The 23,441-nt window shown below is 70.5% G+C and carries 25 protein-coding genes; 20 read left to right on the top strand and 5 right to left on the bottom strand.

Features of this window, described 5'->3' with window-relative positions; genetic code table 11:
* Positions 1–50: 50 nt before the first annotated feature.
* A complete protein-coding gene (locus tag OHT52_RS09440; protein WP_328719682.1) occupies positions 51–1,412 on the bottom strand; it encodes an alanine racemase in 1,362 nt (453 codons plus the stop codon).
* 291 nt (positions 1,413–1,703) lie between these two features.
* On the opposite strand from OHT52_RS09440, the gene OHT52_RS09435 reads away from it, so the two are divergent.
* The 3 genes from OHT52_RS09435 (at position 1,704) to OHT52_RS09425 (ending at position 3,994) form a co-directional block, all read left to right on the top strand.
* Entirely contained in the window at positions 1,704–2,732 is a 1,029-nt protein-coding gene (locus OHT52_RS09435) for a sugar kinase (protein ID WP_443046779.1), read from the top strand.
* Positions 2,729–3,484, top strand: coding sequence for an IclR family transcriptional regulator (locus OHT52_RS09430; RefSeq protein WP_328719681.1), 756 nt, complete (start codon positions 2,729–2,731; stop codon positions 3,482–3,484). The genes OHT52_RS09435 and OHT52_RS09430 overlap by 4 nt, the downstream gene beginning before the upstream one ends.
* Before the next feature lie 99 nt (positions 3,485–3,583).
* Positions 3,584–3,994, top strand: a complete 411-nt coding sequence (locus tag OHT52_RS09425) for a RidA family protein (protein ID WP_328719680.1) — start codon at positions 3,584–3,586, stop codon at positions 3,992–3,994.
* Positions 3,995–4,152: 158 nt separating this feature from the next.
* On the opposite strand, the gene OHT52_RS09420 is transcribed toward OHT52_RS09425, so the two are convergent.
* The gene (locus tag OHT52_RS09420; protein ID WP_328719679.1) at positions 4,153–5,883 is read right to left on the bottom strand and encodes a chitinase; all 1,731 of its coding nucleotides are present in this window, start codon (positions 5,881–5,883) and stop codon (positions 4,153–4,155) included.
* An 899-nt stretch (positions 5,884–6,782) separates the two neighbouring features.
* On the opposite strand from OHT52_RS09420, the gene OHT52_RS09415 reads away from it, so the two are divergent.
* The 15 genes from OHT52_RS09415 to OHT52_RS09345 all read left to right on the top strand — a co-directional run bounded on the left by OHT52_RS09415 (position 6,783) and on the right by OHT52_RS09345 (position 19,541).
* Positions 6,783–7,649 carry a hypothetical protein gene (locus OHT52_RS09415; RefSeq protein WP_328719678.1) on the top strand — a complete coding sequence of 289 codons (867 nt, stop codon included), beginning with the start codon at positions 6,783–6,785 and terminating at the stop codon, positions 7,647–7,649.
* A gap of 104 nt (positions 7,650–7,753) precedes the next feature.
* Positions 7,754–8,461: a Flp pilus assembly protein CpaB gene (gene cpaB / locus OHT52_RS09410; RefSeq protein WP_328719677.1), complete on the top strand. Its 708-nt coding sequence runs from the start codon at positions 7,754–7,756 to the stop codon at positions 8,459–8,461.
* Between the two features lie 6 nt (positions 8,462–8,467).
* Positions 8,468–9,751: an AAA family ATPase gene (locus tag OHT52_RS09405; protein ID WP_328719676.1), complete on the top strand. Its 1,284-nt coding sequence runs from the start codon at positions 8,468–8,470 to the stop codon at positions 9,749–9,751.
* A gap of 3 nt (positions 9,752–9,754) precedes the next feature.
* Positions 9,755–10,249: a TadE family protein gene (locus OHT52_RS09400; RefSeq protein WP_328719675.1), complete on the top strand. Its 495-nt coding sequence runs from the start codon at positions 9,755–9,757 to the stop codon at positions 10,247–10,249.
* 4 nt (positions 10,250–10,253) lie between these two features.
* Complete coding sequence (locus tag OHT52_RS09395; protein ID WP_328719674.1) at positions 10,254–10,649, top strand: TadE/TadG family type IV pilus assembly protein; 396 nt, start codon at positions 10,254–10,256, stop codon at positions 10,647–10,649.
* 75 nt (positions 10,650–10,724) lie between these two features.
* Entirely contained in the window at positions 10,725–12,062 is a 1,338-nt protein-coding gene (locus OHT52_RS09390) for a CpaF family protein (RefSeq protein WP_328719673.1), read from the top strand.
* 11 nt (positions 12,063–12,073) lie between these two features.
* Positions 12,074–13,006 carry a type II secretion system F family protein gene (locus OHT52_RS09385; RefSeq protein WP_328719672.1) on the top strand — a complete coding sequence of 311 codons (933 nt, stop codon included), beginning with the start codon at positions 12,074–12,076 and terminating at the stop codon, positions 13,004–13,006.
* 13 nt (positions 13,007–13,019) lie between these two features.
* Positions 13,020–13,907, top strand: coding sequence for a DUF5936 domain-containing protein (locus tag OHT52_RS09380; RefSeq protein WP_328719671.1), 888 nt, complete (start codon positions 13,020–13,022; stop codon positions 13,905–13,907).
* Between the two features lie 93 nt (positions 13,908–14,000).
* Positions 14,001–15,329 (top strand): sensor histidine kinase, encoded by a 1,329-nt coding sequence (locus OHT52_RS09375; protein WP_328723670.1) that lies wholly within the window; start codon positions 14,001–14,003, stop codon positions 15,327–15,329.
* Between the two features lie 14 nt (positions 15,330–15,343).
* On the top strand, positions 15,344–16,378 hold the full coding sequence (locus tag OHT52_RS09370) for a response regulator transcription factor (protein ID WP_328719670.1): 1,035 nt from the start codon (positions 15,344–15,346) through the stop codon (positions 16,376–16,378).
* Between the two features lie 252 nt (positions 16,379–16,630).
* Complete coding sequence (locus OHT52_RS09365; protein WP_328719669.1) at positions 16,631–16,861, top strand: hypothetical protein; 231 nt, start codon at positions 16,631–16,633, stop codon at positions 16,859–16,861.
* Positions 16,858–17,463 carry a pilus assembly protein TadG-related protein gene (locus tag OHT52_RS09360; protein ID WP_328719668.1) on the top strand — a complete coding sequence of 202 codons (606 nt, stop codon included), beginning with the start codon at positions 16,858–16,860 and terminating at the stop codon, positions 17,461–17,463. The genes OHT52_RS09365 and OHT52_RS09360 overlap by 4 nt, the downstream gene beginning before the upstream one ends.
* A 30-nt stretch (positions 17,464–17,493) precedes the next feature.
* Complete coding sequence (locus tag OHT52_RS09355; RefSeq protein WP_328719667.1) at positions 17,494–18,108, top strand: hypothetical protein; 615 nt, start codon at positions 17,494–17,496, stop codon at positions 18,106–18,108.
* Positions 18,109–18,116: 8 nt separating this feature from the next.
* Positions 18,117–18,767 carry an OmpA family protein gene (locus OHT52_RS09350; RefSeq protein WP_443046532.1) on the top strand — a complete coding sequence of 217 codons (651 nt, stop codon included), beginning with the start codon at positions 18,117–18,119 and terminating at the stop codon, positions 18,765–18,767.
* 204 nt (positions 18,768–18,971) lie between these two features.
* The gene (locus OHT52_RS09345) at positions 18,972–19,541 is read left to right on the top strand and encodes a DUF4240 domain-containing protein (RefSeq protein ID WP_328719666.1); all 570 of its coding nucleotides are present in this window, start codon (positions 18,972–18,974) and stop codon (positions 19,539–19,541) included.
* Between the two features lie 191 nt (positions 19,542–19,732).
* On the opposite strand, the gene OHT52_RS09340 is transcribed toward OHT52_RS09345, so the two are convergent.
* Positions 19,733–20,278, bottom strand: coding sequence for a S1 RNA-binding domain-containing protein (locus tag OHT52_RS09340; RefSeq protein ID WP_328719665.1), 546 nt, complete (start codon positions 20,276–20,278; stop codon positions 19,733–19,735).
* Between the two features lie 91 nt (positions 20,279–20,369).
* Positions 20,370–20,849: a hypothetical protein gene (locus OHT52_RS09335; protein WP_328719664.1), complete on the bottom strand. Its 480-nt coding sequence runs from the start codon at positions 20,847–20,849 to the stop codon at positions 20,370–20,372.
* 497 nt (positions 20,850–21,346) lie between these two features.
* Here OHT52_RS09335 and OHT52_RS09330 point away from each other — a divergent pair, with 497 nt between their 5' ends.
* Together OHT52_RS09330 and OHT52_RS09325 are read left to right on the top strand one after the other, a co-directional pair.
* Complete coding sequence (locus OHT52_RS09330) at positions 21,347–21,982, top strand: hypothetical protein (protein WP_328719663.1); 636 nt, start codon at positions 21,347–21,349, stop codon at positions 21,980–21,982.
* A 394-nt stretch (positions 21,983–22,376) separates the two neighbouring features.
* A complete protein-coding gene (locus OHT52_RS09325) occupies positions 22,377–22,931 on the top strand; it encodes a hypothetical protein (protein ID WP_328719662.1) in 555 nt (184 codons plus the stop codon).
* A 60-nt stretch (positions 22,932–22,991) separates the two neighbouring features.
* On the opposite strand, the gene OHT52_RS09320 is transcribed toward OHT52_RS09325, so the two are convergent.
* Positions 22,992–23,384, bottom strand: coding sequence for a DUF192 domain-containing protein (locus OHT52_RS09320; RefSeq protein ID WP_328719661.1), 393 nt, complete (start codon positions 23,382–23,384; stop codon positions 22,992–22,994).
* Between the last annotated feature and the right edge of the window lie 57 nt (positions 23,385–23,441).

The raw sequence follows: 23,441 nt of genomic DNA, 5'->3' as shown, positions 1-23,441 counted from the left end.
CTCCCGGGGTTCTGGTGTGCGGCTCAGGTGGTGCACGGGTGCGGCGCGGCTCAGAAGTAGGTGCGCAGGTACTCCTCGACCGTGCCGTCCTCGCGCACGACGGGGATGAGCTGCCACTTGTCGAAGGAGGTGCACGGGTGCGACAGCCCCAGGCCGACCCAGTCGCCGACCTCCAGCCCGGTGCCCGGCTCGGTGGCCAGCCAGCCGTGCTGGTCGGAGAGGCCGGTGACGGTGATCCCGGTCGCGGGGCGCACCGACCCGTCCCGGGCCGAACGGACCACCTGGGCCTCGGGGAGGTGGAGGTCGTGGGCGGCGTCCCGCTTGCCCGCGTTGACGAACGCCTGGCCGTCGGTGGGGCGCGAGACGACCTGCGTCCACAGCCGGAAGGCGGCACGCAACTCTCCTTCCTCCGGGACCCGGTTGAAGGGGGTGAGGTTGCGGTACTGGCCGTCGTCGTGCGAGACGTACGCCCCCGAACGCAGCAACTTGCACACCGTTCGGCTCAGTTCGGGAATCTCCGCGAACACCTCGGCGACGACGTCGAACCAGGCGCTGCCGCCCGCGCTCACCAGGATCTCCTCGTCCCCGGTGAGTCCGCCGAACCTGCCCGCCCGGTCGAACTCCACGGCGAGCGAGACGAGTCGGCGCAGCCAGTCGGCGACCCGTTCCGTCGTGGCCTTCGGCACCTCGCCCTCGTAACCGGCGACCCCGACCAGCCGCAGCGTGGACACGGCGGCGACCGCGTCCGCGACCGCCGCGCACTCCGACTCCGTACGCACACCCGTACGGGCGCCTTCGCCGGCGCCCAGCTCCACCACCACGTCCACCGGGCGGCGGGCACCCGCCGCGCGCAGCGCCTCGTCCATCAGCTCGACCCCGCGCACCGAGTCGACGTACGCGACGAAGGTGAACTCCGGGTCCGCGTCGAGCTCGCCCGACAGCCAGGTCAGTGCCACCGGGTCCACCACCTCGTTGGCGAGGAAGATCCGCCGGATGCCGTGGTCGCGGTAGACGCGGGCCTGGTGCGGAACGGCGGCGGTGATGCCCCAGGCTCCGTGCCGGAGCTGACGGGCGAAGAGCTGCGGCGACATCGAGGTCTTGCCGTGCGGTGCGAAGGCCAGGCCGTGCCGCTCGGTGTACGTCTCCAGGAGCGCGAGGTTGTCGGCGAGCGACTCGGCGGAGAGCGTCAGCAGCGGGGTGGTGAACCCGCCGGAGAAGAGGGGCCGGGCCTCGGCGGCGAGGGCGCCCACGGTGAGACCCTCGGCGTCCGGCGGCAGGCCCTTGAAGCGGGAGTCGATCCGCTCGTCGGCCAGCGCGGCGGCGTACCGCTCCGCGACCGTCACCGCGTCCTCGGCCGGGCCGGCCGAGGTGGTGCCCGTGGTCCCGTCGCCGGATGTCGCGTCGGCTGCCATGCGGATCCCCTTTCCCTGATTCCTTCGAGCGTTGCATCCTCCGCAACGCTCATTGCGTATGTCGCTCCAGGCTGTCTAACATCCGAGCCGACGCCGGGTCAACGACGAGCCGGCGGAGCAGGCGGGGACGCGGCCCTGCCGATCAACGACCGACGAGGAGCCCAGGTGCCCGGAACGGGAACGGCAACGGGAGCGGCGACGGGAACGGGAACGGCCGACCCGGCGGACGCCGGTGCCACCGGTGCCGAGGCCGACGCCGCTGCCGTGGACGTCGTCTGCCTCGGCGAGTCGATGGTGACCTTCCTGCCCACCGAGCCCGGCCGCCTCGCCGACGTACCCGCCTTCCTGCGCGGAATCGGCGGCGCCGAGTCCAACGTCGCCTGCGCCCTGGCCGGAGCCGGACACCGCACGGCCTGGGTCGGCCGGGTCGGCGAGGACGGCTTCGGCGACCACCTGGTCGACACGATCGCCGGACACGGGGTCGACACCTCGGCCGTCCTGCGCGACCCCGACCGCCCCACCGGCGTCTACTTCCGCACCGCCGCCGACCGCGCGGACGGCCACCACGAGGTCGCCTACTACCGGGCCGGGTCCGCCGCCTCCGCGATGTCGCCGCTGAACGCCCCGTACGACGCCCTCTTCGCCGGGCGCGTCCTCCACCTGTCCGGCATCACCGCCGCGCTCTCCGACGACTGCCTCGCCCTGCTGCGCACCCTCACCGCCCAGCGCCCCGGCCGCCCCCTGGTCTCCTTCGACATCAACCACCGCCCCCGCCTCTGGCGCGGACACGCTGCGGGGCCCGGAGTCCTGCGGGACCTGGCACGCGGCGCCGACGTGGTGTTCGTCGGCGAGGACGAGGCGGCGGAGGCATGGGGCGTGCACGGCCCCGACGCCATCCGCGCCGCGCTGCCCGAACCCGCCGTCCTCGTCGTCAAGCACGGCGCGGACGGCGCCACGGTCCTCGCCCGCCCCGAGGACACCCCGCCCGGCCCCGGAACCGACGAGACCACCACCGCCCCGGCCCTGCGCGTGGACGTGGTCGCCGCCGTGGGCGCCGGCGACGCCTTCGCGGCAGGCTTCCTCTCCGCCACCCTGCGCGGGCTGCCCGTCCGCGACCGCGTCCGCCACGGTCACCTGATGGCCGCCGCCGTCCTCACCGTCCCCGGCGACCTCGCCCACCCCCCGGCCCGCGCCCACGCCGACCGGCTCGCCGCGCTGGACGACGCGGCCTGGGGGAAACTGCGACTTAGGCCCGGATGGACGGGGCGTACGGCAGCCGGTCACGAGCCCGGGCACGCCGTGGAAGGAACACTCCGATGAGCCAGACCGTCGACCGCGCGCTCAGCATCCTGCCGCTGCTCGCCGAGGGCCCCGCCGACCTGGGCCGCGTCGCCGACCGCCTGGGCGTCCACAAGTCCACGGCCCTGCGCCTGCTGCGCACCCTGCGCGAACACGGTCTCGTCTACCGCCAGGAGGACCAGCGCTACCGGCTCGGCGCCCGCCTCTTCGCGCTCGCCCAGGAAGCCGTGGAGAACCTCGACGTCCGCGAGATCGCCCACCCGCACCTCGTCGAGCTCAACGAGACGTGCGGACACACCGTCCACCTCGCCGTGTACGAGGAGGGCGAGGTCCTCTACATCGACAAGGTCGACAGTCGCTACCCGGTCCGGATGTACTCGCGCATCGGCAAGACCGTCGCCATGTCCGTCGCCGCCGTCGCCAAGCTGCTCCTCGCCGACCTTCCCGAGCCGGAGCGCCGGGCCGTCGCGGAACGGCTCGACTACCCGTCGTACACGCCCCGTTCGACGCCCGGCGCCGCCGCCTTCCTCCGTGAGCTCGCCGTCGTCCGCGAACAGGGGTGGGCCACCGACCTCGGCGGCCACGAGGAGTCCATCAACTGTGTCGGCGCCCCCGTCCGGGGGGCCGACGGACGCGTGGTCGCCGCGATGTCGCTCTCCGCGCCGAACGTCGTGGTGACCTCCGAGGAGCTGCTCGCCCTGCTGCCGCTGCTGCGCCGCACCGCGGACGCCATCAGCCGGGAGTACTCGGGCACCGCCGTTCCCCCGCCGTAGGGGCGGGCACCGCCGTGCCCCCGCCGTGGGGACCGCACCGCGCCCCGGGGCGCCGATACACACACCGCACCAGTACACCGCACCGTCTAAGGACACCCCATGACCGAGAAGACCGCCCTCACCCCCAGCACCCACACCACCCCGCCCGCGAAGTTCTCGCACGGGGTGAAGAAGGGGAACATCCTCCAGGTCGCCGGCCAGGTCGGCTTCCTCCCCGCCGTCGAGGGCCAGGCGCCGACCCCGGCCGGCCCCACCCTGCGCGAGCAGACCCTCCAGACCTTCGCCAACGTCAAGGCGATCCTGGAGGAGGGCGGCGCGGGCTGGGACGACGTGATGATGATGCGCGTCTACCTCACCGACGTGGACCACTTCGCCGAGATGAACGAGATCTACAACGCGTACTTCGAGGAGCAGGGACTCAAGGCTCCCGCCGCCGCGCGCACCACCGTCTACGTCGGCCTGCCCAAGGGCCTGCTCATCGAGATCGACGCGCTCGCCGTACTCGGCTGAGGCTCCGCGTCCCCCCGGAGCCACCGCTCCACCCGCCACCGCTCCACCCGCCACCGCTCTCCCGGAACGCCGACAAGCGCCACCGGGGGAGCGGTGGCGCTTGTCGACGGTGTGGCCGGCCGGTCACGACAGGTGATCCGGCCGGTGCGCTGCGGTCGTTACGGCAGGGCGTGGACGTGCGCGCCGACCGCGCTGGACCAGGCGTTGCCCGCGGTGGCGTCCCAGTTGGTGGACCAGGTCATCGCGCCGCGCAGCGCCGGGTAGGTCTTGGCCGGCTTGAACGAACCGCAGCTGGTGCCCTTGGCGAGGCAGTCGAGCGCCGCGTTCACGATCGACGGGGCGACGTAGCCGCTACCCGCGCCGCGGGTCGAGGCGGGAACCCCGAGGCCGACCTGCGAGGCGTCGAGGCCGCCCTCCAGCTGGATGCAGGCGAGAGCGGTGAGGAAGTCCACCGAACCCTGCGAGTAGACCTTGCCGTCGCAGCCCAGCATCGAACCACTGTTGTAGTACTGCATGTTGACGACGGTCAGGATGTCCTTGACGTTGAGCGCCGTCTTGAAGTACTCGCCGGACGTCGACTGCATGTCGATGGTCTGCGGGGCCATGGTGATGACCAGGCCCGAACCCGCCTTGGTGGAGAGCGAGCGCAACGCCTTCGTCATGTAAGTGGAGTTGAGGCCGTTCTCCAGGTCGATGTCGACGCCGTTGAAGCCGTAGGTCTGCATCAGCGAGTAGACCGAGTCGGCGAAGGCGGTGGCGGAGGCGTCGCTGTTGACCGCGACCGCGCCCTTCTCACCGCCGACCGAGATGATGACGTTCTTCCCGGCGGCCTGCTTCGCCTTGATGTCGGCCTTGAACTGGTCGACGGTGTAGCCGTTCAGACCGGCCGAGTCCAGCGTGAAGGAGACCGCGCCGGGCGTGGACGTGGCGTCCGCGAAGGAGACCGCGATGATGTCGTAGGCGGACGGCACGTCGCTGAGCTTCTGGACGGTCGCACCGTTGTTGAAGTTCTGCCAGTAGCCGGTCACCGCGTGCTTGGGCACGGTGGTCGACGCGGGCGGGTTGGTGGTGCCCGAGGTGGACGTACGGACGCTGAGCGCGGACGACTTGGCGGACTCGCCCGCCGCGTTGGTCGCGCTGACCGCGAAGGAGTAGGCCGTGTCGGCGGAGAGCCCGGAGATCGTCGCCGAGGTCCCGGTCGAGGTGGTGGCCTTCGCGCCGTCCTTGTAGACCGTGTAGCCGGTGGCCCCGGAGACGGAGTTCCAGGAGAGCGACACGGAGGACGAGGTCTTGGAGCCCGAGGCGAGACCCGCCGGGGTGGCCGGGACCGTCGGGGCGGGATCGGTGCCACCGCCGCCGTCCGGGCCGGTGACCGCGATGTCGTCCGCGTAGTAGGCGGGCTGGCCGTACCAGCCGTGGGTGTAGACCGTCACCGAGGTGGTCGAGGCGCCGGTGGTGAAGCTGGTGGCGAGCTGCGACCAGCCGGTGGAGCTGGGCGTCCAGGTGGAGACGTCCGTGGTGCCGGTGCCGCTCACGCCGAGGTAGACGTAACTGCCCTGCACCCAGGAGGACAGGCTGTACGTAGAGTTGGGCTTCACCGCGACGGTCTGGCTGCACTGCGCGTTGTCCAGCCCGGCGGGGGTCGCCTTGAGGGCGGAGCTGCCGCCGTGCACGGGCGAGGAGACGGTGGCGCCGCTGCCGGCCGTACAGGTCCAGTTGGTGAGGCCCGACTCGAAGCCCGCGTTCTTGGCCACGTTGACGTCGGCGGCCTCCGCGTTGCTCACGAGACCGGTGAGGGTCAGCGCGCCCGCCGCGACGACGGCCATGGCGGCGCCGAGCGCGGGTCGGGTGTAGGGCCTGCGGTGCCTTCTGCCTGCGGTGCGTTCCACTGCATCCTCCGGGGGAGTCGGGGTGGTGGCGTGGGTGTGCCGGGGGGGCCGTGCGGGTCTGTGCTGTTCTGCGTGGGGGGTCGCCGGGGGAGGGCGACGGGGGACGGTGGCCACCGCTGGCCGATAAACTGGTCCAGACCAATCGAGTTGTCAAGACCTGTGATGCCGATTCACTCGTCCTAGCGGTTGTCGGGAGAGTGCGAGCGGGGTGCCGATTGTCCGGTCCGGGTGGGTCTGGGTGCTCGGTGCGCACCCCTCCGGACCCGGGTCCCGAGGATTCCCGCCAGAGCCTTTGCGGGCGTGTGCACCCGCGCCCCCATGTCAACGCGGCGCGCCTACCCAGAGGTTGTGAGGACGTGTCCGAACGGCGGCCCGGGAGGGCCACCCTCGTCCGGCCCTCCCCTTCCGTGCCTGCTGAGGGAGGCGGCGCGAGGGGCCGGCCCCGCCGTCGGAGGAGTGCGGTGCCCGGCGTCGCGTCGGAGCGCACCGTCACCCGGATAAAATGGCGTGTGCAAAGAAGGTTGACGTCCGCACCGAGGGGCATCATGCGGACGCACGGGGGAGCGGGTGACGTCAATGAGTTCCCATACTCATCAATTGCCGTACAGGGGCGCGCACGTCAGTGCATGAAACCCTCAACGCCGGTCCAAGATCGGCGGATTGGCGAATGGCTGGAAAAGAACCGGATAAACCTCCTTGCGGCTTCCAATTCAACTACCTTCCGTCCGGGCTGATATGGGTCCGGCGCCCACGCCGCGTTCCTGGTGGCCGTCTCCATATTGATTCCTGAAGACGGTTTCCCGCCTGGTGGGACGTGACTACAGTGCTGTCGAAGAACCACGGACAGGAGCGATTGCGGTCGGCGGCGCGACGCCGGCCGGAGCCGAACGGGGAACAGCGTGCCGATCGCCATTGCAGTAACCAGCGCTGACCTGGTGCTACCACCCACCGACCAGCAGACGCCGACCGCCGCTCTGCTGCACGCGCCGGAGGATCAGGCACTCGAACTCGCCGTCGGCGACATCCATCTCCTGCTGGAGCAGCACGGATACGTCATCGCCGTGTACCCGTCCTCCCTTCCGCCCGGCCACGAGCGGCGGCTCTACGCCATCCGCTCCGTCCTGGAGAGCGACCGGATCGCCCTCCTCAAGGTCGATCTCCCACCGCTGGGAATCGCCGTACTCGTACGGCAGTTGCGCCAGCTCTCCATCTGCGACTTCAGCCCCGGCGTGATCGCCTCGGCCGTACGGCTGCTCGCCCACTACATCCACACCGGAGCGCTGCTGAACTCCGTCGCCAAGCTGGACCGTTTTCCGGTCAGCCTCAAGGAGCACGCCAAGTCATGGGTTCCGGGCGCCCAGTTCGTCGCACTCACCGGGACCCACGAGCGACTGGTCAAAGTGCGGCCGACGATGGAGCCGCTGCCCGGGCCGGATTTCGCGACCCATCTGCTGATCGCCAAGGGGCAGGCACCGCAGGAATGGGTGCGGGAGCGACTGGCCCCCGACTGGAAGGTCCAGGCCATTCACGAGGCGGCGCTCCCCGCCGAGTCGGCCCGCTGGTGGGGCACCCAGAAGCTGGTGGAATTCGCGTCCTACCTCCCGGACATCTCCGTCCTGTACCAGCTGGTGGCCTCGGTGCGCCGGGAGACGTGCCACTGGTGCGGCATGGAACTCATCGGTGACCGCTGCGGGTTCTGCTCGTCCCCCCTCGCGCAGCACGAGCGCCGTGCCCACGCCTCGGTCGTACTCGCCCGTGAGCGGTAGCGACCGTCGCCGGGTCACCCGCCCTGCGCCGGGTACACCGCACCGCGCGCACCCCTCCCTGTCCGCAGCCCCACGCATCCGATCCGAACGAGGTTGTCCGGTCCATGAACTCCCGCCAGCGCCGTGGCGTCATACTCCTGCTCCTGTCGGTCCTGTGCGCCTTCGGCGTCTTCGCCGGTGTGCTCTCCGTGATCAGTGACGTCAACTCGAAGGTCGGACCCGAGGTCACCGCGTACCAGCTCAAGACCAACGTCGCCCCGTACACGGCCCTGAACAGCGGTCAGTTCGAGAAGGTCTCGATGCCCGAGCGGTGGCTCTCCACCAACGCGGTGACCGATCTGCGTGAGGTTCAGGGCAAGATCGCCGTCACCCAGCTCCAGGAGGGCTCGCTGCTACAGACCGACATGATGGTCGCCAAACCCGAACTCCGTGCCGGAGAACAGGAGATCGCCATCATGATCGACGCGGCGACCGGCGTGGCGGGCAAGATCACTCCGGGTGCCACGGTGAACGTCTACGCGACCTTCGCCGCCGAACGCGAGGGTGATCCCGCCCAGTCGAAGGTGATCGTCGCCAACGCCAAGGTGCTCGACGTGGGCAAGCTCACCGCGCTGGAGCCGGACCGCAACGGCACCTCCTTCCAGATGACGCAGGCGGTGCCGATCACCTTCGCCCTCAACACGCTGGACACCCAGCGCATCGCGTACGCCGAGTCCTTCGCGGAGCACGTACGACTGGCGCTCGTCGCCCCGGGCAGCGACGGAACGATCCGTCCGGGCGACCGCACCTACCAGCTCGACAAGGACAAGTGAGGACGGATGACCACCAGAATCCTCCCGGCCGTGGGGGACGTCGACGCGGCCAGGTCCGTCACCACTCTGCTCAGTCAGCTGCCCGACGCCGAACCGGCCACGCCGGTCGGTGACTCCACCCAGCTCATCGACACCCTCGCCCGGCTGGCGGGCGAGGCCTTCGACGAGCTGCCGGAGGTCGTCCTCGTCCACGAGCGCATCGGTCCGGTGCCCGCCCTGGAGCTGATCAGGGAGGTCTCCCTGCGCTTCCCGGCGGTGGGGGTCGTCCTGATCACCGCCGACCCCAGCCCCGCGCTCTTCGCCGACGCCATGGACTCGGGTGCCCGCGGCATCGTCACGCTCCCCCTCGGCTACGAGGAACTGGTCAACCGCATCCAGGCGGCGGCCCAGTGGGCGTCCGGCGTACGGCGCCACCTCGTCGCCGGCAACGAGGTCTTCACCGGCCCCGGCGGCATGGTCGTCACCCTCACGGGTGCCAAGGGCGGCGTCGGCTGCACTCTCGCCGCCGTACAACTCGCCCTCGCCGCCCAGGCGTCCGGCCATACCGTCGCCCTCGTCGACATGGACCTGCAGTCCGGTGACGTCGCCTCGTACCTGGACGTGCAGTTCCGCCGGTCGATCGTCGATCTCGCCCTGGTCTCGGAGATATCGCCCCGCGTCCTCACCGACGCCGTCTTCTCCCACTCCACGGGACTCTCCCTGCTGCTCGCGCCGGGCGACGGGGAGCGGGGCGAGGAAGTCAGCGACCGTTCCGCCCGCCAGATCGTCAGCGCCCTGCGCTCGCGGTACGAGGTGGTCGTCGTGGACGGCGGCAGTCAGATGAACGGCGCCAACGCGGCGGCCGTCGAGATGGCCGACGTGGCCGTGCTGGTCACGACCCCCGACGTCATCGCGGTACGCGGCGCCAAGCGCATCGTGCGGATGTGGGACCGGCTGCAGATCCGCAAGGCGGAGGAGACCCTCACCGTGGTGAACCGCTACACCCGGAACACCGAGATCCAGCCGCCACTGATCCAGAAGATCACCGGCACCAGGGTCGCCGGTGTGGCCGTGCCCGCCCAGTTCAAGGAGTTGCAGGGAGTCGTGGACGCCGGACGGCTCCACGAACTCGACGCCAAGAGCACGGTCAAGCAGGCGCTCTGGGGACTGGCCGGGGAGATCGGGATCGTCAAGCCCCGGCCCGGGGAGAAGAAGAACGGCAAGGCGCGCAACGACCGGGGCTCGGTCGGCGGCCCGCGCGGACGGCGCGGCGCGGACCAGGGCCGGGGACGGACCGAGGGGACACGTTGACCGATGACCACCACACCGACGCACGACACCGACATAGGGAGGAGGCGCCCCGACGCCTCCTCCCGGGACGGGCGGCCCGCCGCCGCTGAGCCCGCACCGGTCCAAGGACGGGGCCCATTCCGTACCGCAGGCGGGCCGGAGCGCGACCGGGGGCAGACGGCGATCGAGTTCCTCGGCATGACGCCGTTCATCATCCTGATCATGCTCGTGCTCTGGGAACTCGCCCTCGTCGGCTACACCTTCAGCCTCGCCGGGAACGCCGCGGACAAGGGCGCGCGGGCCGGCGCCGGGGCGGAGTTCGGCTCGAACTCGGCCTGCCGGCAGAAGGCGCGTGAGAACCTGCCCGACGCCTGGGAGGGGAACGCGGTCATCAGCTGCGGCGGCGGATCCTCCCTCTACCGGACGAGGGTCCGCCTCAAGGTTCCGGTACTCGTACCCGGCCTCTTCGACCTCGACGTGCACATCGACGGTGACGCGGCCTCACCGCGGGAGGGCTGAGCCGATGACGACCACGAGGCCTTCCGTGCCCTCCCCGCCCCCTGCCGTGCGCCGCGACCGCGGTCAGGTGGCCATCGAGTACCTCGGCTTCCTCCCCCTGCTGCTCCTGGTCGGGATGCTCGCGGTCCAGCTGGGTCTCGCGGCGTACGCGGCCGGACAGGCGGGTACCGCCGCCCGGGTCGCGGCCCGCAGCGCCAGTCAGGACTACCCCCGGGGGGACGCCGCGCAGGACGGCCGCGACGCCATCAGCGACTGGCTCACCGGCGGCGACGAGTTCGACATCGCCATGTCCGAGGGGGCCGACGAGGTCACCGCCACCGTACGCATCAAGGTCCCGAGCGTGGTTCCCGGCGTCGACTGGTCCTGGGCCGAACGCAGCGCCACCTTCCCGAAGGGCTGACCGCTCCGCCACCTCCCGTACGCCCGTACCACCCGCCCGCAGCACCGACCGGAAGCCAGAAAGAGAGTCAGCCACATGAGCCTGCGGGCACGCATCACCGCTCCCGAGGAGAAGGGCGGGGCGGGCGAGGACGGCCACATGGTCGCCCTCTACCGCGCCAAGCTCCTTGAGGAGATCGACCTCGCGGAGATGTCCTCGCTGGCCGCCGCCGACCGGCGGGTACGGCTGGAACGGGTACTCGGCCACATCATCAGCCGGGAGGGCCCCGTCCTCTCGACGGTGGAGCGCTCGCAGCTCATCCGCCGCGTCGTCGACGAGGCCCTCGGCCTCGGCATCCTGGAGCCGCTGCTGGAGGACGCGTCCATCACCGAGATCATGGTCAACGGCCCCGACCAGGTCTTCGTCGAGCGCAGCGGAAAGGTCGAGCAACTGCCCCTGCGCTTCGGGTCGCACGAACAGCTGATGCAGACCATCGAACGCATCGTCTCCACCGTCAACCGCCGTGTGGACGAGTCCAACCCGATGGTCGACGCCCGGCTCCCCAGCGGCGAGCGCGTCAACGTGATCATCCCGCCGCTCTCGCTCACCGGCGCGACCCTCACCATCCGCCGCTTCCCCCGCTCCTTCACCCTCCACGAGATGATCGGCTTCGGCTCACTGGACGAGCAGATGCTGGTGCTGCTCGCCGGGTTCGTCCAGGCCAAGCTCAACATCATCGTCTCCGGCGCCACCGGCACCGGGAAGACCACCCTGCTCAACGCCCTCTCCGGACTGATCCCGAACAACGAGCGCATCGTCACCATCGAGGACTCCGCCGAACTCCAGCTCCAGCAGAACCACGTGATCCGGCTGGAGTCCCGCCCCGCCAACGTCGAGGGGAAGGGCCAGATCACCATCCGCGACCTGGTACGCAACTCCCTGCGTATGCGCCCCGACCGCATCGTCGTCGGTGAGGTCCGCGGCGGCGAGTCGCTCGACATGCTCCAGGCGATGTCCACCGGCCACGACGGCTCGCTCGCCACCGTCCACGCCAACAACGCCGAGGACGCGCTGATGCGCCTCCAGACCCTCGCCTCGATGTCCGAGATCAAGATCCCGTTCGAGGCGCTGCACGACCAGATCAACAGCGCCGTGGACATCATCGTCCAGCTGACCCGGCACGCCGACGGAACCCGCAAGATCACCGAGATCGCCGCGCTGGACTCGCACGGCCGCGACCCGTACCGCATCGTCAGCGTCGCCCGTTTCAACGCGCAGCCGATGGCCGCGGACGGCAGGATCTACGGCCAGTTCCAGTACCTCCCGCTGCCCCGCCGTATCGCCGACCGCCTCTACATGGCCGGCCAGCCCATCCCGCAGGCGTTCGGCGTCGCCATGCACTCCGATCAACTCGCCACCCGAGAGGCCATGTAGGTACCCCCGCCATGAAATATCTCCCTCTGATCACGGTCGGCGCGACGCTGCTCTGCGGCGTACTCGGCGTCTGGGGCCTGTACGCCTACACCGGCGGCAAGGCGGACCGCGACGCCCTCGTGGACCGGCTCTCCTACACGGGGCACGCCGCCAGGAACACCAGGCGCTTCGCCGGACTGGACCGGCGGCTGCGGACGACCACACTCGGCCGGAGGCTCGAACTCAAGCTCGGCGCGACGGGTCTGGAGATCACGCCGGGCGAGTTCCTCGTGTACGCGATCGCGGCGATGGCCGTCCTCTGGGCCGTCGCGTCCGCGATGCTGGCCTCCTTCTTCGGCCCGGTCGCCGCGCTCATCGGGCTGTGGGCGACGAATGCCTTCCTCAACTGGCAGCGGAACAAGCGCATCGAGCGCTTCATCAATCAACTCCCCGAACTCTCCCGGGTTCTCGCCAACGCCACCCAGGCGGGCCTCGCCCTTCGCACCTCACTCGGCATGGCGGCCGAGGAGTTGGAGAATCCGGCGGGGGAGGAGCTGGCCCGGGTGGCGCGCCGCCTCGCGGTCGGCGAGTCCCTGGACGACGCACTGGCCGAGTTGACCGACCGGCTTCCCTCCCGCGAACTCTCCGTCCTCGTTTCCACATTGGTGCTCTCCAACCGGGCCGGCGGTACGGTCGTCAGCTCGCTGCGCAACCTCACCGAGACGCTGGAGGAGCGCAAGGAGACCCGTCGCGAAGTCAAGACCCAGCTCTCGCAGGTCACCGTGACGGCCTACGCGGTCCCGGTCTTCGGGCTCGGCGCGATGCTCCTGATGAACGCGGTGATGCCCGGAGCCCTGGACCGCATGACCGGAGCCTTCTTCGGCCAGGCCGCCGTGGTGGTCTCCATCGCCCTGTACGCGATCGGATTCGTCGTCATCCGTCGCATGTCCCGCATCGACGTCTGAGGGAGGAACGGACATGGACCTGCTGCTCGCCGCGGGCGCTGGACTCGCGATCTACGGAGTCCTGTACGGCTACCGGATGTACCGCGCCGACGCCAAACTTCCCACCGACCTCGCCGTCGCCCTGGAAGTCGGATCCACCCGCACCTCCGCCGTCGGCTCGGGCGTCGACCGGCTCGGCATGCGGTGGGCTCCGTCGGTGCTGCGGATGATGGGCGAGAAGGCCGTCAACAAGAAGCGCCGCCAGATCGACATGGCGGGCAACCCCGGTGGCCTCACCATCGACCGCTACGCGGCCAGGCGTGCGGTGTACGGCGCGCTCGGTCTCCTCGGCGCTTTCGCCATGGTGCTGCGCGGCCAGGTCTTCCTCGCCCTGCTGATGGTCGGCTTCGGCCTGTTCTGGGTCGAGGCGGGCATCTGGTCGGCGGTCAGGGCCCGCCGGGAGCACATCGAACGCACCCTCCCGGACTTCCTCGACGTGCTGGCGGTGGTCGTGTCCGCGGGCCTCGGGTTCAGGCAGGCGCTCGGGCGCGTCGCCGAGAAGTACGAAGGCCCCTGGGCCGACGAACTGCGGATCACACTGCGGCAGATGGACATGGGCGTCAGTCGGCGTCAGGCCTTCGACGAACTGCGCAGGCGCAACGACTCCGAGCAGGTCGCCATGTTCGTCACCGCCCTCCAGCAAGGGGAGGAACTCGGTGCTCCGATCGTCGACACGCTGATCCAGATCGCCAACGACATGCGCCGCACCGACGCACAGAACGCACGCCGCAAGGCCGCCCGGGCCGTGCCCAAGGCGACCTTCGCCGTCACGACGTTCCTGCTGCCGGGGACGCTCATCCTGCTGACGGTCGGGTTCGTGTACGGGGCGGATCTCAACCTGGGTTTCGTGTCGGGGAAATGAGAGGAGACCGACGGTGATGCCGGTGAGCGGGAAGGGGGTGGAGCGGTGGTCCGTCGGGTGAGTCGGTCGCTCGGCGGCGGTCTGCTGAGCGAAATGCGTCAGGCGCTCGAAGTGCCGCCCACCGAACCCGCGTTGGGCATTCAGGTCAACGCGTTGCAGGCGATGTGCCGACAGGTGTTCGGCTTCCGGCTGGCGATGATCGCCGTCGGTACGCCCTTCGCCATCGGTGGCGCCGCCCCCGGTGCCGCCGGCTGGCTCGTCGGCGGGGCGATCCTCGTGACCTTCATGGGCTCGTACCTCCTCTTCCGCGACTGGGAACGGTTCGGCCCCCAACTGCTGCGCCACCGGTGGATCCTCGGGGTCGACGTCTGCCTCGGAGCCCTGCTCCTGGTCACCGCCACCCCGGACTCGACGCTCGCCTACGTCACCGTCTGCACCCCACTGCTGGCTGGGCTCGTCTACGGATGGAGAGGGGCCGCGGTCTTCGCGGCGCTGCAGATCGTGATCGTGCTCGGTGTGTACAACACCGTTCCCGGGCTGCGGAGCGACGACGCGAGCGCTCTCCTCCTTCCCGGCTTCTGCGTGATCGCCGGCGCGGTCGGGGTCACCCTGCGCAATCTGCTGCTCCGGTTCGGAACCGCCAGCCAAGCCCTCACCGAGACCAGGGCGAGGCTCGCCGTCAGCGAGGCGGTGGAGGGCGAACGCACCCGCCTTGCCCGGGAGATGCACGACTCCGTGGCGAAGACCCTGTACGGCCTGGCCATGGCGGCGGAGGGGCTGGCCGGTTCGGCGGACCGGACCGATCCGCTCACCATCAGGAGCCAGGCCGAGCTCGTCGCCCGCTCGGCACGACGCGCCGCCGCGGAGTCCCGCGAACTCCTCACCGATCTCCGCCGGGAGTCGGGCTGGGACGGCGGAGTCGACGTGGTGGCCGAAATTCGCTCCCGTACGACCGATTTCGCCAACCGTCACCCAGTGGCGGCCTCGTTCCGTCCCCTGGGTGACGTACCGGTACCGCCGGTTCCCCAGGCGGTCGCCCGGCATCTGCTCACCGTCGTGTCGGAAGCGATGGAGAACGCGCACCGCCACGCGGACCCGGCGCACCTGCTGGTACTCGCCGGAGTGGAGGGCGATGTGCTGCGGATCAGCGTGTGCGACGACGGGCGAGGACTGCCCGCCGGTACGTCCCTCGGCGCGCTCCGCGCGACCGGTCACTTCGGCCTGGTCGGCATGGTGGAGCGGGCCGCCTCCATCGGCGCCCGCATCCGGATCGGTCAGGGACTGGCCGCCCGAGGTACGGAAGTCCGTCTGGAACTGCCACGCGCCGCGCTCGGAAACCCGGCGGCGCCCGAACCCGACGAGGGCGCAGTCGCGGCCTCGCCGACGCTCCTTCCCCCCACCCAACAGGTCGACAGATCCTGAGAGGAGGCCGCAGCATGCCGGAAGACATGCCCCGCACGCGAGAACGGCGCGACCCGGACCGACGGGACGCGCCGCAGTTCCGACCGGTGCCCAACAGGGAGCCGGACGCCGCGGAAGTTCCCGCCACCGACGGGCAGGCGACCCCCGGGGCACCTCCCGCCCCCTTTCCCCCGCTCCCCGAGCGCCAAGCCCCGCTGAGGGTGGTGGTGGCCGACGACAATCCGGTGGTCAGAGCAGGGCTGAGCGCCCTGCTGTCCGGGCGGCCCGACATCGAGGTCGCCGCGGAAGCGGCGGACGGCCGGCAGGCCTACGAGGTGGTGGTGGACCACCGTCCCGACGTCGTCCTGCTGGACGTCCGGATGCCGGGCGTCGACGGTATCTCGGCCCTGCCGTACCTGGTGCCGATAGCCCCGGTGCTGATGCTGACGTACAGCCGGGAGAGCGAGATCGTGCGGGAAGCCCTCCGGCTGGGCGCGGGCGGCTACCTGGTGCACGGCGAGTTCACCGCGGATCAGCTCGTGCAGGCGGTCCGTGACACCACGCGCGGACGCGCCCACTTCACCACCACGGCGGCGGGCGCCCTGCTGGCTCACATGCGTCAGGATGCCCCCGCGCGCCGAGTGCCGCTGCCCGACGGCCTCGGTGCCGCGCTCACTTCGGAGTCCGTACCGGCGGTTGACGAGGAGGCGGGCAGGACGCGGCACGGGGAGCGGCCGTTCCCCGTGCCGGGGCGGGAGTCAGGACAGGCAGAAGGTCTTTCGCATGTGCAACCTTCTGTGGGACAGTCGACCGAGTCGTCGCGCCGGGTGGGTATGTCTAAAAACCTTACCCATGACCTGAGTTCGAGGGAGGTGGAGATCATGGAGTTGATTGCTTCCGGAATGAGCAATCAGCAAATCGCTGCCACCTGCTTCATCAGCGAGAAGACGGTGAAGAACCACATCAACCGGATCTTCACCAAGTTACGGAGTCGCAGCCGGAGCGAGGCGATAGCGCGCTGGCTCGGGACGGCTCCTTCCGCAGGTCCCGGCCCACAAGGGGGGCGGTAGCGATGGAGGGTGTGGACACCGCGCAGGGGGCGGCCGAACCGCCATCGGTCGGCGCGGATGACAACCGGGCGAACCACGGGGGGGTTTGGGTCCGAAAATGGGCCCTGGGACCCTCTGTCGTGCAGTCCTCCAGGCCGTATGTTTCTGGTGTCGCGGACGGGACCGGCCGGGAGGAAGCCGGTACCGGGAACGACGGTGAAGCACTGTGCGAGTCGGCCGACGAGCGGCTGACCGGACCAGGAGGGGACCACCATGTCGAACATCTCTCTGAAGAGCGCCGTCCGCGTCAACGGATGGGCCAACACGGCGGTCTCGGCCATCCGGAAGCGCTACGCGGCGAAGGACCGGGGACAGACGGCGTTCGAGTACCTGGGCATCATCCTGGTGGTCGTGGCGATCATCGGCGCGATCCTCGGTTCGGGTATCGGTGGGGAGATCTCCAGGCGCATCAGCGACATGGTGCGGGACATCGTCTCGGGATGACGCCCAACCGCAACCGGCGCGACCTCGGGCAGGCCTTCCCCATCTACATCGTGATGGTGGCGGGCCTGCTCTTCCTCGCGTTGGCCTTCTTCGCCGTCGGGAAGGCTTCGGCTCTCCGTAACGGAGCGCAGGGGGCTGCGGATGCCTCCGCGCTGGCAGCGGCCCAAACGGTACGGGAGGAGTTCGAAGCGCCCTTCATCGCGGCGCTCTGGACGAACTCGATCGACGAGTTCCTCAACACCCCCTTCGCCCCTGCCTGCGGAGCCGCACAGGGCCTGGCCTCCGCCAACGACGCCACCGTCGAAGACTGCTATCCGGGCTTCGGTCGCGACAGGGACTCGATGACGGTCAAGGTGAGGGGCACGGACTCGGTGGATTCGCCCGTCCTGCCGGGATCGAACGGTACTCAGGCGACCGCTCGTGCCACCGCTGTGATCGACTTCGGATGCACCTGGGTGCCCGTGGATCTCAACGACGACGGTGTTCCGGACATCTACTACTTCACCTGTCCGAACGGGGCGGTCGAGATTAGGCCAAGCAGCCCTCCGCCGTGGGCCACCGTGAGCAAAATTCTCTTCGACGTGCACTTGGTCGACAGATGACAACGAACGACTTAGTAGAGGATTCGCCCCATGAGCATTCGGCGCACGATCGCATCCCGGAGGGCGGTGGCGGCTGTCTCGGCTGCGGCAGCCCTCGTCCTCGCGCTCTCCGGTTGTGGCGGGGACGACGGAGGCAAGTCCACCGAGGAGGGCGCGCCCCAGGCATCCGCATCCGCCACTCCTTCCTCGGAGGACAAGGGGGAACAGCAGCCCGACACCGCTGCCGGCGAGAGCGTCGATCCGAATGCCAAACTCGCGGAGGTCCAGGCACGGCCCGGAGTGGTGTTGACGATCAACCAGGTGCTGCGGGACGCAGGTGGTTTTGTGACCGTCCAAGGAGTCATCAAGAACGGCAGTGATGCCGCAGTCAACCCGTCCTCCTGGGTAGGGAACGAACCGGGCGTATTGAACGTCAACTTCAACTCCGTCGCCGGTGCGACGCTGGTGGACAAGGTGGGCAAGAAGCGCTATTACGTCCTGCGCGACACGGACAACCGCTGCCTCTGCACCACTAAGATCAGGTCGCTCCAGCCGGGAGACAGCACCTCGATCTTCATGCAGTTCCCCGCACCGCCCCCCACCACCACCGAGGTCGACTTCACCCTGCCGACCTTCGCCACCACGTCCCTCAAGATCTCCGGGTGAGTGCACGGATGGCCGACATTCGACTGACCCCGGAACGACGGCGCCACCTCGCCGTCCCCGTCGCCTCGGTGATGCTGTTCGCGGGCATGACCCTGTTCGGCGGAACGCCTGCCCTGGCCGACGACGGACCCTCGGTGCCCCCCGGCACCGAGGCGACCTCCGAGGCCCCCGTACCCCTCGACGCCAACGACCCCGACCTCAGGATGCCGGAGGGCGGCACGCTGGCTCCCGGCAAGGTTCTCGACATCGTCCAGGTCGTCGAGGACATGGGCGGCGAGGAGCGGCGGGAGGACTCGAACCAGTCCATCAAGTTCGCGCTCCAGGCAGAGGTGCTCTTCGGTAAGGACAGCGCGAAGCTGAGTCCGCAAGCGAATTCCCGCATCGAGGCCATCGCGGCCGAGATCAAGGCGCAGAACGCCACCCAGGTCCGGATCTTCGGCTTCACCGACAACCTCGGCACCTCGGCCCACGGCGACGTGCTCTCCAAGGAGCGCGCGGAAGCCGTGCACGCGTTGCTCTCCAAGAAGTTCGGCGCCGAGGTCACCTTCGAGATCCGTGGGTACGGAGAGGAATACCCGATCGCGGACAACGGCACCGAGGAGGGCCGGAAGAAGAACCGGCGCGTGGAGGTTTCCTTCCCGCGCGGTGCCACTTCCTGACACCGAGCTGATGCAGGGCCTCAGAACTCGCTGCACCGTCGCAGCGAGAATCGAGCGGCGGCGGCATTCGTGTCGCCGCCGTGAGCCCCGCAGGTCGGAGTCGGCACCGGTCTCCCGGAGGAGCCGGCCGGTGTCGGCGTAGACGACGTTCGGCTGGGTCGGATCGGGAGCCGTTGTCACACCCGGCTGGCAGAGTGCCCCGGCATGGACACCTCTGAGTTCTGGACCATTGTCGAGGCCGCCCGATCGGCCGGCGGTCCAGACAGACCTTTCGCCGAAACCCTGGTCGACGAGCTGGCCGTCCGCACCAAGGACTGTGTCCTCAGCTACCAGGAACGCTTCGACGAGGTGCATGCCGCGGTGTATCGATGGGACGTATGGGCCGCCGCCTACCTCATCGGCGGCGGCTGCTCGGACGACAGTTTCACGGACTTCCGTGCCGGCCTGATCGCCCTGGGCCGCCACTGGTACGAGAAGGCAGCGGCTTGCCCGGACAGTCTTGCTGAGCACCCGGCAGTGATCGCCGCCGTGCGCGTGCACCGCGACGAGGCTCTCTTCTACGAGGAGGTCAACTACGCCTCCAGTGAGGCGTTCGCGCGCATCACCGGCGATGGAGAGGACTTCTACGAGGCGTGGGACACGTACAGAGCCTCCCGGGACAGCTCCGAACGGGGCTCCGAAGGCATGGGAGAGGACTTCGACTTCGACGATCCCGATGAGATGCGACGCCGACTCCCGCGGCTCGCCGCCCTCTGTCTTCGTGACGCCCCATGACCGACCTCGCCAAGCGGCGACTCCGCACGGCCATGTCCGGCCCTCGCCGGCGCCGGTCCTCACGTCCTCCAGGTGGTCTCAGGCCCCGGTGGACCCGGACTGATCAGGCGCCGGGTTCGCCCTGGCCGGGGAGATCGCCTGCCGGTGCGAGAGGGTGATGCGGCGCCGGGCCAGGCCGATGTCCAGGATCTTCACGGGGAGCGCGTCGCCGACGGATACCCTCGGCTCCTCCGGGCCCTTGCCGCCCAGTTCGGTGTTGTGCACCAGCCCCTCGAACCGTTCTTCTTCTCTTCGACGCGTACGAACACGCCGAACGGTACGAGCCTGGTGACGCGGCCGACGACGGTCCGGCCGATCTGTCCGAGGAGCGGTGGCATCGGGTCTTCGTGCAGGGCCTTGAGCGACAGCGACACGCGTTCGCGAATCGGGTCGACGCCGAGGATTTCGGCGCTGATCTCCTGGCCGACGGCGACGACCTCGGAGGGGTGGTTGAGGGGGCGCCATGACAGCTCGGGGACGTTGATCACCGCTTCGAAGCCGCCGATGTCCACGAAAGTGACGCAGAAGTCGGCGATCCGGGTCACCCGGCCGGTGACGGTCCCACCTCGGTGAAGAGTCTTGAGGAGCGCCCGTTTCCGAGTGCTCGGGGTGGGGGCGATCTCCCAGCGGGCGCGTACCACTCCGTCGCCGTCGGGCAGGACGGCGGCGAGCAGCGGCACGCGCTCCTCAACGTCCATGGGCAGGATCATCGCGGCACAAGCGCTGGAGAGCCGGGCGGCCAGCTCCGGGAACTCGTCTTCGTCGGCGGTGGCGCTGTGCGTCCGCCCGTCACCGCCCTGCCAGACAGTCCAGCGCGATCCCCACGACCGCGCCGGCGACGAGCGAGACGGCGGGCATGAGCACGCCCTCGATGCCCACCACCTCCCACGAGACGCCGTAGCCGTTGCCGAGCCCGACGAGCGGGACGGTCAGACAGCCGAGCGGGTACAGCGTCCGGGAGGCCCGGTGGCTCTCGGGGAGCAGCCGGGCCGCGGCAAGTACGGCCAGCACGGTGACGGCGAGGTGGGGTATGTGCAGCAGGAGGAGCCGCCGGCCGAAGTCCTCCAGGTGCTGAGGGGAGCCCAGCACCACGTCCGACGCGCGGTCGGCCATGAAGCCGAGGGCCACGCACACCGGCGCGCCCGCCGCCCAACTGCGGGTGAGGGGAGCGAACCATCCGGTGCGCGGGCCGTCACCGGTTTTGCCGCGACCGGTGCCGGCGTCCTCGTGGTCCGCGCCCCGGTCCTCTCGCCGGCCGCCACCGCTCACGGTCCACCTCTCCCCGGCGCACGCCCATGGCCCCTTCGGAGGGTAGGTGGCGAACCCGCCCGCCCGCACGGGCCCCCGGCCCCGAGCGAGGCCCAAGCCCAGCTCAGGGCCGAGCTGTTGACCGGCTCGTTCGCGGCTCGTTCGCGGCCCGTGCGGGTGGGCCTCGGCTGAGCCCTGGGGCCCAAGACCCCGCCCGGAAACGGAGTTAGCGTCGAAGCCGTAGACCAGGAGCAACCACGAGCGTTTCGCCGACACTGACGAGACCGCGATCCGGCGCTCCCCCACGGTGCCGGGCCGCACGCAGACGGAAAGGTGACCGAGGACGTGCTGACCTCGCGACAACTGACGTGCAAGGAAGGGGAGTCCGCGCCTCTTGTGGACGGACTTGCCGGATGGGGCGGACCGGAGATCCCCGCGGGGGCACCGCACCGTCCGCCCGCGGCGGGCCCGGTACGCGGCCACGGGGGCGGTCCTGAGCGGTGAAGGTGCTGGAGAGTGTGCGCAGTCTGGTCTTCCTGGGGAGCCTGCCGCAGGCCAGGGCCTTCTCCGCCACCTGCGCGGAGCGCGCCTCCGTCGTGTTGCTGCGCTCCCTGGAGTCGGCCGGTCGCGCCGACGACCTGGAGGCGTGCCGGACCGCCGTCGACCTGCTCTGGAGGCCCCGTCCGCAGCCCACCGCCCACGCCCCCGGTCTGCTCCGGCGGCTGCACGCGTTGCCCGAACTGCACGGCCCCGGAGCCGTCGCCGGCCTTGACGTGCTGGCCAGGACCGGCGCCCGCGCGCTGTACTCCGCGCTGGTACTCGCCGCCTGCCCGGAGGATCGCGGCGGACCGGGAGGCGCGGTGGAACCGTCCCTTTTCGCGCGGGACTTCGCGCGGGAGATGTACTTTCATGGTGCGAAGCGGCTCCCGGCGGAGGAGGACGGCGCGCAGAACCGTGACGTGTCGCTGATCATGTCGTTGAGTGCGGCGGAGTTGCCCTCGTCGCTGTCCTCGCTCCGGTCGAAGGCGGCCGAGGAGGGGCGCTACCGGCTGACTCTGGCCGTCACCGGGTGCACCACACAGCCTCAGCCCCAGCTCCAGCCCTCCTGGCCGGCGGCGGACGGCGGGAGGGCCGGTCTGCGGCAGCCCGCCTGACGCCGCGCCGAGCCCGCCGTCGCACTTCTGGCGCCTGTCGTGTCCCCGCGCCGTCGCCCCGCGACACACAGGCGTTACGCGATGGGTGCAGGGTGGACGGACACGGCCGAGGGGCGCGGCGGACGGTACGGGCACAGGCACAGGTGTGCCGAGCGGAGGACGGGCGGTGGGGATGCGAAGACGGGCCCAACGGGCGGCGGGCGGGCTCGTCGCCGCGGTGCTCTGTCTGCCGGCGGGGGCCTGCGCGCCGGGCGGTGCGGGGGCGGGCCGGGCGAGCCCGCGTCCGGGGATCACGAACGGAGTCCCGGCGCTTCCGTCCCCCGCACCAGCCTCCGTCGCCATCGCCTCCTCGGGTCCTGAACCCGCCGGGTCGGTTGCGGCTCACCCGTCCGAAATGGCGCTGCGGAGCGGCGAGTTGAAGGGATACGTGATCGCGCCCCTGCGGTACGAGGAGGCGGGCGGCACCGAACGGTCCGATACCCCCTCCTGCGCGCCGCTCGCCGACCTGGTCAACCTGACCCCCGAACCGGCCCCCGCGGCTTCCGTCTTGCGTACCGCCGTCGACGCGTCCCGTGCCGGGCGGGACGACCAGACCGTGGTGACGCTGCTGCTGGCCACCTATGCCGGCGACGGCGCCGCGGCGCTCATGGACCGGGTGCGGCGGGCCGTCGACGTCTGTGCGGGCGGTTTCGGAACCCGGGGGGAGGACGGGCCGGCCGCGTACTCCGTCGTCACCGCACTGCCCGCTCCGCGGGTGGGCCAGGACGCGCTGGCGTACCGGATGGTGTGCGACCGGGGCGGGCACCGGAGCCCCCTGGTGTTCACCGTCGTACGGAGCGCGGGCGCCGTCGTCGTCTTCAGCGCGGCCAACTACCTGGACCGCGAGGTCCCGGAGATACCGCCCGCGCTCGTCACCGCGCAGGCCGCGAAACTCCCGGCCGCCACGTGACGTCCCCCGAAGCCCGAAGCCCGAAGCCCGAAGCCCGAAGCCCGAAGCCCGAAGCCGTGTTCAGCCGGCGGCCGGCTCCGCCCCGTCCGGGGTCCCCACCGACACCGCCACCCGGACGCCCGGCCGCAGCCCCCACGCGGCCATCGCCCCGGCCTGCGACTCCACCGCGTGGCGGGCGCGCGGCCGGGGCAGGCCGAGCCGGCCCGGCTTCATCGTGCGGACGGCGAGGACGTTCAACTTCCGGTCCAGATAGGCCACGTCGATGGCGAACCGCATCCGGAAGGTGTGGACGCTCGAACAGGGCGTGAGCAACAGCGCCCCCTCGATCCCGTCCTGCCCGAGCAGCCCTCGGGTACGCGCACGGTAGGAGGCGGCCACCCGCAGTGGGACCACCCTCGCCTCGCCGCCCGTGCCCACGGTCAGTGTTCCGTCGCCATCACGCCATCTGCCCATGGGCACCGACCGTAGCGCCCACCGGAAGGTTCCGTACGGCTCCGGCGAAGATCCCCG

The organism is Streptomyces sp. NBC_00247, assembly GCF_036188265.1.
GTDB lineage: Bacteria > Actinomycetota > Actinomycetes > Streptomycetales > Streptomycetaceae > Streptomyces.
Note: the sequence above shows the minus strand (reverse complement) of the source record. Positions and strands in the feature narration are given on the sequence as shown.